Origin of the sequence: Veillonella dispar, from assembly GCF_900637515.1 — a bacterium.
In the GTDB taxonomy this organism is placed as follows: domain Bacteria; phylum Bacillota; class Negativicutes; order Veillonellales; family Veillonellaceae; genus Veillonella; species Veillonella dispar.
In genome coordinates, this window is record NZ_LR134375.1 from 1,834,139 (window position 1) to 1,847,246 (window position 13,108).

Consider the following 13,108-nt stretch of genomic DNA (forward strand, 5'->3'; position numbering starts at 1 on the left):
TGCCATATAATAACTACAACACTATATGTATACTATGACAAAAGCAGTACCCCACAGGGGGTACTGCTTTTATTCGTTAGCTAAGCTTTATAAGAATATCTTTAGCAAAGTCTTGTGCTGCTTGAAAGTCTTCTTTATTTGGATGTACTGCAGCTTGTTTATGTCGTGCATCTCTATCAGCTGATTGGCCATGGCTATGTCCCTTAGGGAACATTTTATACATCATTTCGATGACCTTAGGGTCTACCTTGCCTTGGCAGATGAAAGTCCCTACAGACTCTACTCCATCTGGTAAACAGTTTGCTGCATTGATTAAACTCTCCTTAGCATGTGCCATTTGTGGTGGTACGCCTGCCGTTGCAAACAAGGCAATATGTGGATTATGTAATGTACCGAGTACATCACGAGCTTCTTTATTGGCTGTTCCTTTATCAACCCAGAATCCTACAAACACAAGATCGTAAGATGATAAATCGGTGGGCAATTCTTTCATAGATACACATGGTGTACCTGCTGGCAATACACTAGTAATAGCCTCAGCTACTTGTTTCGTGTTCCCTGTAAGGGAAGAATATATAACAATAGACTTCATGTCTTACCTCCTAATTAATATATATATCTATTATAGGACATATATATCAGACCTTTAATAAAATAAATCACAATATTATATTGAAGGAAATTCTATTTACTGATACGTACTATTTTTACGTACTATTTTAATATTCTGAAAAAAGATATATCATTCAAAATCATCATATATGCGTCCCATATAGTATTTTCTAGCATTTATAACTATATCGATAAATTTAAGCATACTATATTTATAATTTTCTAAATGTCAATATTGAATGTATAGAATTTTTTCGCTATAATCGTAACATAATGTATAAGCTTAATAAGAAAACTACCATATATTGTAGTTTTCTTATTTTTCTGATTAGACTTAACTTAAAGATATTTTATACTTTTCAGTCTAATCTTATATATGCTTAAATTAACAGTTTTATTACTTTTAAACTCAAGGGGAACAGTAATGGAGATTATGATCAAGAAACGGGATGGCCATTTCGAGCCTTTGTCCGTTGAAAAAACGAAACGTATGATTGCCTTCGCATGTTTGGGGTTAGATTCTTGTGATCCACTAGAATTGGAAATGGATGCGAAGTTACAATTCGTTGATGGTATGACTACTAAAGAGATTCAAAAAACTTTAGTACAAACGGCTATCGAAAAGGTTATCTCTAAAAAAGACGACGGTTTCGGCAACCAAGTTAATAAAATGAACCAAGATTGGCAATTTGTAGCGGCTCGTCTATTCTTGTTCGATCTCTATAAAGAAGCAGCTATTACACGCCGTTACAAAGCATTCGGTTATGGCAACTTCCCAAATCTTGTACACATGCTTGTAGAGGAGAAAAAATACGCTGACTTCTTCGTTACTGAATATACAGCTGACGAATTGCAAGAATTAGGCGATTACATCAAGCCTAAACGAGACTATCTCTTCAACTATGAAGGTCTTAAATTATTGGCTGACCGTTACTTGGTAAAAGGCTTCAACAAAGAAATCTACGAATTACCTCAAGAACGTTTCATGGCTATCGCTATGCACTTGGCATTAGTAGAAGGCGAAAACAAAGTAGAATACGCTAAGAAATTCTACGATTTGATGAGTCAATTAAAAATGACAACAGCTACACCTACATTAGCAAATGCAGGCACACCATTCCATCAATTGTCCTCATGCTTCATCTCTGGTGTAGATGACAACTTATGGTCCATTTACGACGTAAACAGCAAATTCTCCCGCGTATCTAAACACGGTGGTGCTCTTGGTATCTACCTTGGTAAAGTTCGTGCCTTGAACTCCGACATCCGCGGGTTCAAAAACTCCTCTGGTGGCGTTATTCCTTGGATCCGTTTGTACAATGATACAGCTGTTGCAGTAGATCAATTGGGTAAGCGTAAAGGCGGCGCTACAGTAACACTTGATATTTGGCATAAAGACTTCTACGAATTTGTAGAACTTCGTACAAACAATGGTGATGACCGTCGTAAAGCACACGATATCTTCCCTGCTATCTCTGTTCCAAACATCTTCATGGAACGTATGATTGCTCGTGAAAACTTCACCCTCTTCGATCCTCATGAAATCTTAGCTGTAAAAGGTTATGCCTTAGAAGACTACTACGATACTGATGACAATAAGGAATTCACAAAACGTTACCTTGAATGTGAACAAGATCCTAACTTACACGGTATCGAAGTACCAGCATTAGACATGATGAAAAAAATCATGCGCTCCGCTGTTGAAACGGGTACACCGTTCATCTTCTTCCGCGATACTGTAAACGCTGCAAACCCTAACAAACATGCAGGTATGATTTACGCATCCAACTTGTGCCACGAAATCGCACAAAACGTTGGGTTCACTAATCTTGCTGAAGAAATTATCAACGAAGACGGTACTATCACTACGAAAACAAATACAGGTGACATGGTTACATGTAACTTGAACTCCATCAGCCTTGGCCGTATTACTGACGAAGAGTTAGAAGAAAATATTGCCCTTCAAATTCGAATGCTAGACAATGTTATCTCTATCAACCAAGCGCCAGTGCCAGAGTCTCGCATGACGTCTGATAAATACCGCGCTATTGGTCTTGGTACTTCTGGTTACCACCACTACCTTGTAAACCACGATATCCAATGGGAATCTGATGAGCACATCGAAGTAGCAGACAAATTATTCGAAAACATCGCCTACTATGCTATCAAAGCTTCCATGGAATTGGCTAAAGAAAAAGGTGCATACCCTGCATTTAAAGGTTCCGAATGGGAAACTGGTGAATACTTCACACGTCGTGGCTATACATCTGATCGTTGGAAACAATTAGCTGCAGACGTTGCTAAATATGGTATCCGTAATGGTTACTTGATGGCTGTAGCGCCTACTGGTTCTACTTCCAATATTGCGAATACTACAGCTGGTATCGACCCAATCTTCAAAAAATTCTTCATTGAAGAAAAGAAAGGTTCTTTCACACCAAAAACTGCACCAGATTTGAACAATAAAACATTCTGGCTCTACAAAGAAGCTCATACAATCGACCAACAATGGTCTATCAAAGCTTGTGGCGTACGTCAACGTCATATTGACCAAGCACAATCTTTCAACTTGTATATCACACCTCAAATGAAGGCGAAAGAAATTCTAGACCTTTATGTTGAGGCCTACAAACAAGGTATCAAAACAATCTACTATATCCGTAACCAATCCCTTGAAATGGATGAGTGCACAAGCTGCTCCTCCTAATACGAGATGTGTATATAAGTCTGATGACGACCTATCGCAGTATAGGTCGCATCGTTGTATAAAGGAGTCCTACTATGGAGAAAAAACTGATTTTCAACGAACATGGTGAACGTGGCACGCAATCTATGATTGGCGGCAACACAACAAACCTTCGCGAATGGAACCGTATCAAGTACGACTGGGCTAACCAAATGTACCGCACAATGCTCAACAACTTCTGGATTCCTGAAGAGATTTCCTTGAACGAAGACGTTAAGCAATTCCCATACTTAACAGATTACGAACGCCGTGCATTCGATAAAATCATTGCGTTCTTGAACTTCCTTGATTCCATTCAATCTGAAAACTTGCCTAACTTGAGCCGTTATATTACAGCCTCTGAAGTGGCATCCTTATTGAATATCCAAGCATTCCAAGAAGAAATTCACGCTCAAAGTTATTCCTACATTTTGGATACTGTAACGAACCCTATTACACGTGACAAAATTTATGACGAATGGCGTACAGATAAAACATTGCTTGAACGTAACCGTTTCATCGCCGATGCATATCAACGGTTTAGCGATGATCCTAGCGAAGCAAACCTTATTCACACAATCATTGCAAACTATATCTTAGAAGGTATTTACTTCTACTCTGGCTTTAGCTTCTTCTACACATTGGCACGCCAAGGTAAAATGACAGCTACATCTACAATCTTCAAATACATTAACCGCGACGAAGTAACTCACCTTGTATTGTTCCAAAACATCATCCGCGAGTTACGTCGTGAACGCCCTGACTTGTTCACTCCTGAACTAGAAGCGAAAATCACTGACATGATTCGTCAAGGTGCAGAAAATGAAATCGCATGGGGTCAATACATCACTGATGATAAAATCCTCGGCCTTAACAATGTTCTTATCGAACGCTATATCAAATACCTTGCCAATATCCGCTTAGAAGCAATCGGCTTGCCTCATCTATATCCTGAAATCAAGGATAATCCAATGGAATGGATCGAAAGCTTCTCTAACTTGAATAGTACAAAAACAGACTTCTTCGAAGCAAAAGTTACAAACTATACAAAAGCAGCGGCATTCGATTTTGATGATTTAGAATAGTAACAAAAAAGATAAAAGAAAAAGTGATTCTCCCATCGTGAGAATCACTTTTTTTCTTTATAAAGGTTATTCAATTAATAACTGTTAGCCAGCTGTATATGGGCCGAATCGACCTGCAAATAGGTAGGAACCCATTTTACCAAGTTTGGCAGCAAAGAAAGAAGCCACGAGACCTAAAACAATCATAATCCATGCGTTATCAGCATTCACACCGTCAGCGATAGCGATGTAGGCTTGTGCACAGGAAAGAATAAAGTAGATAATGGTTAAGTAAATCTTTGCTTTAGGGATTTTAGATGTTCCTGTTTTGTAACGTAATTTACTACCAAAATAACCAGAAATACCACCAATGATAACGAGAAGTGGTAAAATCATAGCTGCTAATGAAATTGCAGAGAATAATACATTGGAAATAGATGGAATCAACAAAGCAATAACAGGTACTAAGAAAGAAGCTACTGTTGCTACGATTGGGAAATGTACCGCAATTGGATGAAAATGAAAATCTAGCAATTTTTCGCGTCTTGGATTAATGCGACGTGGTTTGTAATCCATCCAAACTGTTGGAGGGAAACCACATGCTGGACAAGGTTGATCCCTGTACTTAGCTTCCTCAATATATCCGCATACACGGCAAATTATCCAGTCTGTACCTTGATCAGGTGTTGGTTTAGCTGCGGTAGAACTTGTTGCTGCCGTAGCTGCTTTTTGTTCTGCTGTCATAATGAAATCTCCTTACTTAAGAAATTCTATGCAATCAAATAACGATTATTATTTATACACCTATATTATATCATAATTCTCTAAGTAAACAGTAAAATTTATATCCTTATTTATAAATTAAATATATTGTTGTACATATGTAACTATAATCAAGAGCAGCAGCATCTGATTTTGATAATTTAGAATAAGGATAATTAGCTTTCTTATAACATTTTAATAATATAAAAAAGGAAGCATTTCACATTCTTTAGTGAAATGCTTCCTTTTTATATCCCCAAGCCACCCTCATCAAAACAGTTGACACATGGTAATACATTATAAAAAATAACTATACATTTATACACAATAAGGGCCTACACGATACATATCTTAAATGCCCCGTACATGTAAATGTCATCTTTTTACGAATTAAGCAATCGTGGCTTTGTATCCACCCTATCTTGATTACCAACTTATACTTAATACTCTATTAAATCAACTGTCCAATTGGTTGACTGTAGTAAATTATCTAATGTACGAATCTCCTTAGATATTCTATCTGCTGTTTTTTGTAATTCACTAACATTTATAGTTGCTATCATTTTGATTTCCGAGCCACGAGCACGATAATTAATCGCACTCGCACTATCTGCTAAGGCACGATATGCAGATAGACGCATAATTGCACCTTCTTTTTCTGCTATAATTTGTGTTAAAGAGCGCCCTTCAACAATAGTTGCACAGTTAGTAAGATTAATATCTTTAATGAGTTGTTGAAGTCTAGCAATTGCCTTTTCTAGTTCTTGCATCAACACTATAGGGTTTTCATTAGGTGTTTCCCCTTCTTGTACTAAACTATTTTGATTTAAACGCCCTCGCAAATCACTAATTTTTTTATTTAAGTCAGCTCGTTCTTGTAATGCCTCTGCTAGTTTCATATACTCTCACCTCGTAACAAAATAATATGCACATTCAACTTATTTAATGCTACCTATCTACTTATTCTTATTATACAAGGACTTATAAAAGCTTTCTCATTAAAATATGAGGACACCCTTCATCAAGGTATTCCTCTCCTTCCGCTTTATAGCCAAGGGATTCATAGAATGGCTTAGCCTGTACCTGTGCAGACAAGGAACATGTTTTATATCCATCCCTACGAATAGCATTTTCTGCTGCCATCATAATTTTTGTTCCTAAATGTTGCCCACGATACAGCTTGCGTACTGCCATGCGACCAATATGTGCATCTCCGACTACGTCACTTGGAAAATATCGGCAAGTACCAGCTGCTTTACCATCTATGGACAAGAGAACAAATTTTGCAGTCTCATCGATTTCATCGAATTCTTCTGTAAAGCCTTGTTCCTTTATAAATACATCAATACGTATTGGTTTTATTTCATCAGTAATATGATCTAAGATTTGAATAACCATATAGCCTCCACAGCTACTCATATATCGCTATTTGTGTAAAATTATTTTTGTTATACTGTACCTAAGAGAGTCAATTGACGTGAGTTAGGTTCATCACCGAAAGGTGGTGATACTATGACAAAACATGAAATTACATATGTAGTTATCATAATTTTGTTATCCGTAGTTACTATCATTGCCTTAGTTAAGTAAGGTAATGAAAACGCCTAACGTAATGAGGTGGCTAGACCTCTAACACGTTAGGCGCATCATTTTTACCAAAATTTTAGATGAGCCTAACGCTACCGACACGTTGATTGGCTCTCTTTATGAACTCATTATACTACAATTTAGTCATGAATAGCAAAAATCATTTTTATACAAAATACCTCATTACATCTATATTTCGAACAAGTTATTAAGTATATTTTTTTTAAAACTTCCATGAAATTTATTTTTAGGTGTTGCATAATTTTATCATTTGGGTTTATACTATACCCAACATTTTAGAAAGGAGCAACCAAAGATGACTAACCAAATTAGCCTCGCTACAAAACAATACTTTTATTGGTTCTTTATCCAACGTACGGGTAAGGAACTATTTGTGGTGTGCTAATTAAGGATTTTGTCATTATTAGTTGCTTAGAATAGTAAAAGGGCTACCCGTATTAGATTACGGGTGGCCCTTTTTTGTTTGCTATCCCGTATGGTAAGCCCTACTATTCACTGTAGTTACAAGGAGGAATTATCATGATTATCACATTGAAACAAAATGCAGCAGAAACAGAAGTATCTCGTTTACGCAGTGAATTAGAGGAAAAAGGCTTCATTATCCATCCTGTAGAAGGCGCTCGCTACAACATCTTGGGTCTTATCGGCGACACTGCATCTCTTGATGCACGCCAAATCGAATCCCTTGATTTCGTAGATAAAGTAACTCGTATTCAAGAACCATACAAAAAAGCAAACCGTAAATTCCATCCAGATGATTCTGTAATCAACGTAGGTGGAGCACTTATCGGTGGTGGTCACTTCGCAGTAATGGCTGGTCCTTGCTCCGTAGAAACACCTGAACAAGTATTAGAAACAGCAAAAGCTTGTAAAGAAGCTGGCGCCACAATTCTTCGCGGTGGCGCTTTCAAACCTCGTACGTCTCCATACTCCTTCCAAGGTATGGGTCCAGAAGGTTTAGAATTGTTAGAGCTAGCTAAAAAAGAAACTGGTCTTCCTATCGTTTCCGAAGTTATGGATATTTCCCAATTACAATACTTCGATAACGTAGATATGCTTCAAATCGGCGCTCGTAACATGCAAAACTTCACACTTTTAAAAGAAGTAGGTAAATTAAATAAACCAGTTCTTTTAAAACGTGGTTTGTCTGCTACATACGAAGAATGGTTGATGGCTGCTGAATACATCATGTCCGAAGGTAATGAACAAGTTGTATTATGCGAACGCGGTATCCGCACATTCGAAACTAAAACTCGTAATACATTAGACGTAACAGCAATTCCTATGATGCACGAATTATCTCACTTACCAATCATCATGGACCCTAGCCACGCTGCAGGTATGAGCCGCATGGTTCGTCCACTCTCTCTTGCATCTGTAGGCGGCGGTGCAGATGGCCTTATGATCGAAGTTCACAACGATCCATCCAAAGCATTGTGCGACGGCCCTCAAGCATTACGTCCAGACCAATTCACTAGCCTTATGAAAGAAGTTATCGCATTGCGCCAAGCATTGGTAGAATGCACGAAATAATCTCAAATATCACACAAATAAGCTAGTATCCGTTATAATAGATACTAACTTATTCTTTTATGAAAGGAACCGTTATGACTCGCATCCACATTAACGCGTCCACACCGTATGACGTTGTCATCGAGGAAGGCGCTTTACAACGCATCACCGATTATATTAAACCGTTAAAACCAAATTGCCGTGTTATCATCGTCAGCGACAGCAACGTGGCACCACACTATTTGGATTCTGTGAAAGCTAATATGGAACATGCGGGTTATACTGTTTGTGATTATGTATTTCCTGCTGGTGAAAGCTCCAAAAATGCTCATCAACTCATCGATTTAGTAGAGTACATGGCAGCCCAATCGTTAACGCGTAAAGATCTTCTCATCGCCCTTGGCGGTGGTGTTGTAGGCGATATGGCAGGCTTTGCAGCTGCTACCTACTTACGTGGTATCGACTATGTACAGGTTCCTACGTCTCTATTAGCCGCTGTAGACTCCTCTGTAGGTGGTAAAACAGCAGTCAATCTAGAAGCCGGTAAAAACTTGTGGGGTGCTTTCAAACAACCGATCCTTGTTCTCTGCGATCCAACTACACTCAATACATTGCCAGACATGGAATGGAAAAATGGATGTGGGGAAATTATCAAATACGGTTTCCTCGATGTACCAGGTTTATTAACTCAACTCGAACATAAACCATTAATAAAACATCGCGATAGCGTGAGTGCCGTCATCGCTCGCTGCGTTCAAGCAAAAGCAGATATCGTAGAACAAGACGAACGTGAGTCTGGTGTTCGTGCCCTCTTAAACCTAGGTCATACCTTTGGCCATGGCATCGAAAAGGCCAGTCACTTTGAAGTCCACCATGGCTATGCTGTAGCCATCGGTATGGTCCTCATGGCTCAAGGTGCGGTAAAACATGGAGAATTAGATGCAGCGGCATTAGAAAAATTAAAAGCCCTCATCGAAGCACACGATTTGCCAACTACTACGACCATAACGAAAAAAGAGATCTTAGCAGCTGCTAAACACGATAAAAAAAGCGAAGGAGCAACTATAAAAATCGTCGTTCCTACCAGCTATGGACATAGTGAACTTAAGGTGGTAACCCACGAAGAGCTTGCCACCTATTTAGATTAAGGAGATTTATATGCATTCCGTAACGAACGCCATCCCTACAGGGACGATTGCGTCCATCCCAGCAAAGGCCCATGCACACCGCGCATTGATTTGTGCAGCTCTTGCTACCTCTCCATCTACTATATTACTGAGTCGTACCTCTAAGGATATCGATGCAACGATGGACTCCTTACGAGGCTTAGGAGCTCACGTAGTATATGAAAATAAAATTGTTACCGTTACTTCTGGCCCCGCTCCTGCAAAGGGCAATGTAGTACCTCACGAATCAGGCACTACATTACGCCTTTTATTACCTGTAGCAGCATCCATCTGTAATGATGTAGATGTAGATGCTAAAGGTCGTTTACCAGATCGCCCACTAGAACCTATGCTAAGTGAAATGAAAGCGCACGGCGTGACTTTTTCCCAAGACAAACCACCATTTACTATGACAGGTCATCTTCAAGGCGGTCAATTTAGTATGGTTGGTGATGTGAGTAGCCAATTCTTCTCTGGATTATTGTTGGCTGCTCCTCAAATCGGCTTATCTACTATTACCTCTACTACGCCACTACAATCTAGCGATTATGTAACATTGACAACTGAAACTATGCGCAATTTTGGTGTAGAAGTAGAGCATACCTTACCAGATACTGATATTAACGAGGCTTTCACAGTCCCATTTGGTGCATCCTTCATCGGTCGTGATAATTATCAAATCGAAGGCGACTGGTCTAATGCAGCGATCTGGATGGTGGCAGCCGGTATGACGGGCAGACCAATTACGATTACAGGTATGAACAAAAACTCTGTACAAGCGGACCGCCGCATCATGCAAGTTATGATTGATGCTGGTTGTGATGTTATCTGGGATGGTATGAATGTGACGGTCACAGGTCGTGCTTCTAAACCGATTCATGCAGATCTTGAGCAAATGCCTGATATGTTGCCTGTTATGGCGGCCCTCGCTTGCTCTATTTCTGGTGAAAGCGCCTTTGTTAAGGGTGCTCGCCTACGTCTAAAGGAATCGGATCGTCTTGTAGCCGTTGCTAATCTCGTAAGAGACTTAGGCGGCACGGTTCGTGAAGATGGTGATGACCTATATATCATCGGAAGTGGTATACTTAAAGGTGGCCAAGGTGATTGCGTAAATGACCATCGCCTCGTTATGGCTGGCACATTAATGGCTCTCATCAGTGAAAATCCTGTTACCTTAAAAGATAGCGAAGCTATCACAAAATCCTATCCAGACTTCTTCGAGGACTGGAACTTACTGGGCGGTAATGCACAACCAGTTTAGATTTCTAATCGTATCTGGTGAAATCTAATAGATAATAGAAATAGTACGTACTATATAGTAGGAGTTAATATAATGGCATCTAATTTCGGTAAAACCATACAGGTATCTACCTTTGGCGCCTCTCATGGGTACGCCATTGGCGGTATTGTAGAGGGTCTACCTTGTGGACATACCATCGATATCGATGAATTAAAAGCCTTTTTAAAGCGCCGTGCGCCAGGGCAAAATCAATTAACAACGCAACGTAAGGAAGCCGATGTACCTGAGTTTTTAGCAGGTATCGTAGATGGTATGCTCAGCGGTTCTCCATTGGCATTTATGATCCGCAACACATCCCAGCATTCTAGCGATTACAATAACTTGCGCGATATCCCTCGCCCATCTCATGCGGACTTCACAGCTCGCATGCGCTACGGCGACAAGGTAGATATGCGCGGAGGTGGCCATTTCTCAGCTCGCCTCACAGCACCACTTTGCGTAGCTGGTGGCATCGCCCTTCAACTATTACGCGAAAAAGGTATCGAAATCCACGGCCATTTAAAACAAGTGGGAATAATCCAAGATGCTCCTATCGATATGGTTCATCCAGCTATGAAAGCATTAGCTAACATCGCTGCAGAGCCGATTGCTATGGTTGATCCAGAAAAACGTACTGAAGTAGAAAACTTGGTCATGAAGCTCAAAAAAGATGGTGACTCTACCGGTGGTATCGTTGAGGTCGTTGCTACAGGGCTACCTATTGGCCTTGGCAATCCAAACTTTGACGGCATTGAAAACCGACTAGCTCGCGTTATCTTTGGTGTACCTGCCATTAAGGGCGTATCCTTCGGCGGTGGTTTTGACATGTGTGCTAAGCTTGGTTCCGAAGTGAATGATGCTTTCACCATGAACGACGACAAGATTACAACAACGACTAACAATAGCGGTGGTATCCAAGGCGGTATTACCAATGGTTTGCCGCTCGTTATGCAAGTCGGTATCAAGCCAACACCATCTATTTATAAAGAACAACATTCTGTATCACTTTCACAAAAAGAGGACACATTGCTCACCATTCAAGGTCGTCATGACCCATGTGTAGCGCTTCGTGCAGTACCTGTTATCGAAGCTGTAACAGCCCTCGTTATTCTTGATTTCTTAGGAGATATTGACCATGAACTTAGATGAAGTACGCGTTAAAATTAACGACATAAACGATCAGATGCTCGAATTATTCAAAGAGCGCATGGAACTCTCCAAAGATGTTGCAGCGGCAAAGAAAGAAATGAATAAGGCCATTTACGATGCTAAACGGGAACGAGATATTCTCGACAAAGTAACGCGAGATGCAGGCCCTGACCTCGATCTATATGCGCGTCGTTTCTTCGAAGCATTATTCAGCTTGAGCCGTACGTACCAATCTGAACAGTTATTCCAAGATAATGAGTTCACTGTAAAAATGAAAAAAGCCATTGAGCAATCCCCTACCTTACCTCCTCAACGAGGCAGCGTAGCTTGTGCTGGCGTATTCGGCAGCAATGCACAAGTGGCATGTGATAAATTATTACCACTTAGCCAAATTCACTACGTAACAGGCTTCCGTGCCGTATTCGATGCCGTTGAGTCTGGTGAATGTCAATTCGGTGTATTACCTATCGAAAATAGCTCCAATGGTTCTGTAAAAGAAGTATATGACCTTCTAGAGGATCGTAAATGCTATATCGTACGCGGTACACGCCTATGGATTTCTCACGATCTACTCGTGAAAAAAGGCACAAAACTAGAGGATATTCATACTATCATCTCTCACCCACAAGCATTGGGCCAATGTAGTCACTTCCTAGAAAAACTAGAAGGTGTAGAATTGCGCTCCTTTGATAATACAGCGCGTGCTGCACAGTTAGTAGCAGCCAGTGACGATCCAGGTGTAGCCGCTATCGCAGCACCTCAATGTGCAGACTTGTACAACTTGTCTCCATTGATGCGCAACATCCAAAACAGCGATAACAACTATACGCGCTTTATCTGCATTAGCAAGGACTTCCATGTGTATCCAGGGGCTAACAAAATCTCTGTAGTAACAACAGCAAGTCACGCTCCAGGTGGTCTTGGTACATTGCTTACCAAGTTTGCTAACATCGGTGTCAACCTTACAAAACTCGAGTCTCGCCCTATCGTAGGCCATAACTTTGAGTTCTTGTTCTACCTCGACTTAGAGGCATCCTTAGCGGATCCAAAGGTGTTGTCTGTGCTAGCAGAGCTTCATACATCACAAGATAAGTTCCGCTTGCTCGGTAATTATCCAGAAAACTAATATATTCATCTGTACTAGTGCCTATAAGGGCATATATAGTACAATGAATGTAGTTATAAAATTTCAATGGCTAATAGGTACCAGCCTATTAGCCATTCTATGTAT

Annotated in this window: 11 protein-coding genes; 7 read left to right on the plus strand and 4 right to left on the minus strand. The window is 40.1% G+C overall.

Annotated elements, in window-relative coordinates:
- Nucleotides 1–76: 76 nt before the first annotated feature.
- Nucleotides 77–592, minus strand: a complete 516-nt coding sequence (locus EL171_RS08685) for a flavodoxin family protein (protein ID WP_005385258.1) — start codon at nucleotides 590–592, stop codon at nucleotides 77–79.
- Between the two features lie 444 nt (nucleotides 593–1,036).
- On the opposite strand from EL171_RS08685, the gene EL171_RS08690 reads away from it, so the two are divergent.
- Both EL171_RS08690 and EL171_RS08695 read left to right on the plus strand, forming a co-directional pair.
- Nucleotides 1,037–3,319 carry a ribonucleoside-diphosphate reductase subunit alpha gene (locus tag EL171_RS08690; RefSeq protein ID WP_039968914.1) on the plus strand — a complete coding sequence of 761 codons (2,283 nt, stop codon included), beginning with the start codon at nucleotides 1,037–1,039 and terminating at the stop codon, nucleotides 3,317–3,319.
- 74 nt (nucleotides 3,320–3,393) lie between these two features.
- Nucleotides 3,394–4,422 carry a ribonucleotide-diphosphate reductase subunit beta gene (locus EL171_RS08695; protein WP_005385256.1) on the plus strand — a complete coding sequence of 343 codons (1,029 nt, stop codon included), beginning with the start codon at nucleotides 3,394–3,396 and terminating at the stop codon, nucleotides 4,420–4,422.
- A gap of 84 nt (nucleotides 4,423–4,506) precedes the next feature.
- Here EL171_RS08695 and EL171_RS08700 read toward each other — a convergent pair whose 3' ends face one another.
- The 3 genes from EL171_RS08700 to EL171_RS08710 all read right to left on the minus strand — a co-directional run bounded on the left by EL171_RS08700 (nucleotide 4,507) and on the right by EL171_RS08710 (nucleotide 6,561).
- Entirely contained in the window at nucleotides 4,507–5,145 is a 639-nt protein-coding gene (locus EL171_RS08700) for a hypothetical protein (RefSeq protein ID WP_005385254.1), read from the minus strand.
- Between the two features lie 458 nt (nucleotides 5,146–5,603).
- On the minus strand, nucleotides 5,604–6,062 hold the full coding sequence (locus EL171_RS08705) for a DIP1984 family protein (RefSeq protein ID WP_005385252.1): 459 nt from the start codon (nucleotides 6,060–6,062) through the stop codon (nucleotides 5,604–5,606).
- Nucleotides 6,063–6,144: 82 nt separating this feature from the next.
- The gene (locus tag EL171_RS08710) at nucleotides 6,145–6,561 is read right to left on the minus strand and encodes a GNAT family N-acetyltransferase (RefSeq protein WP_005385250.1); all 417 of its coding nucleotides are present in this window, start codon (nucleotides 6,559–6,561) and stop codon (nucleotides 6,145–6,147) included.
- A gap of 729 nt (nucleotides 6,562–7,290) precedes the next feature.
- On the opposite strand from EL171_RS08710, the gene aroF reads away from it, so the two are divergent.
- From aroF to EL171_RS08735, 5 genes are all read left to right on the plus strand, one after another.
- Nucleotides 7,291–8,304: a 3-deoxy-7-phosphoheptulonate synthase gene (aroF, locus tag EL171_RS08715; protein WP_005385248.1), complete on the plus strand. Its 1,014-nt coding sequence runs from the start codon at nucleotides 7,291–7,293 to the stop codon at nucleotides 8,302–8,304.
- Nucleotides 8,305–8,378: 74 nt separating this feature from the next.
- Entirely contained in the window at nucleotides 8,379–9,431 is a 1,053-nt protein-coding gene (gene aroB, locus EL171_RS08720) for a 3-dehydroquinate synthase (RefSeq protein WP_039968910.1), read from the plus strand.
- A 10-nt stretch (nucleotides 9,432–9,441) separates the two neighbouring features.
- Nucleotides 9,442–10,710, plus strand: a complete 1,269-nt coding sequence (aroA, locus tag EL171_RS08725) for a 3-phosphoshikimate 1-carboxyvinyltransferase (protein WP_005385246.1) — start codon at nucleotides 9,442–9,444, stop codon at nucleotides 10,708–10,710.
- Between the two features lie 72 nt (nucleotides 10,711–10,782).
- Nucleotides 10,783–11,877: a chorismate synthase gene (gene aroC / locus EL171_RS08730; protein WP_005385245.1), complete on the plus strand. Its 1,095-nt coding sequence runs from the start codon at nucleotides 10,783–10,785 to the stop codon at nucleotides 11,875–11,877.
- Nucleotides 11,864–13,003, plus strand: a complete 1,140-nt coding sequence (locus tag EL171_RS08735; RefSeq protein WP_005385244.1) for a bifunctional chorismate mutase/prephenate dehydratase — start codon at nucleotides 11,864–11,866, stop codon at nucleotides 13,001–13,003. Before aroC ends, EL171_RS08735 begins: the two co-directional genes overlap by 14 nt.
- The last annotated feature ends 105 nt before the right edge of the window (nucleotides 13,004–13,108 follow it).

Excerpts from the sequence above, each read along its gene's own strand:
- EL171_RS08710 (WP_005385250.1), bottom strand. The coding sequence starts at position 6,561 with ATGGTTATTCAAATCTTAGATCATATTACTGATGAAATAAAACCAATA.
- EL171_RS08685 (WP_005385258.1), bottom strand. The coding sequence starts at position 592 with ATGAAGTCTATTGTTATATATTCTTCCCTTACAGGGAACACGAAACAA.
- aroF (WP_005385248.1), top strand. The coding sequence starts at position 7,291 with ATGATTATCACATTGAAACAAAATGCAGCAGAAACAGAAGTATCTCGT.
- EL171_RS08705 (WP_005385252.1), bottom strand. The coding sequence starts at position 6,062 with ATGAAACTAGCAGAGGCATTACAAGAACGAGCTGACTTAAATAAAAAA.
- EL171_RS08690 (WP_039968914.1), top strand. The coding sequence starts at position 1,037 with ATGGAGATTATGATCAAGAAACGGGATGGCCATTTCGAGCCTTTGTCC.
- aroC (WP_005385245.1), top strand. The coding sequence starts at position 10,783 with ATGGCATCTAATTTCGGTAAAACCATACAGGTATCTACCTTTGGCGCC.
- EL171_RS08735 (WP_005385244.1), top strand. The coding sequence starts at position 11,864 with ATGAACTTAGATGAAGTACGCGTTAAAATTAACGACATAAACGATCAG.
- aroB (WP_039968910.1), top strand. The coding sequence starts at position 8,379 with ATGACTCGCATCCACATTAACGCGTCCACACCGTATGACGTTGTCATC.
- EL171_RS08695 (WP_005385256.1), top strand. The coding sequence starts at position 3,394 with ATGGAGAAAAAACTGATTTTCAACGAACATGGTGAACGTGGCACGCAA.
- aroA (WP_005385246.1), top strand. The coding sequence starts at position 9,442 with ATGCATTCCGTAACGAACGCCATCCCTACAGGGACGATTGCGTCCATC.
- EL171_RS08700 (WP_005385254.1), bottom strand. The coding sequence starts at position 5,145 with ATGACAGCAGAACAAAAAGCAGCTACGGCAGCAACAAGTTCTACCGCA.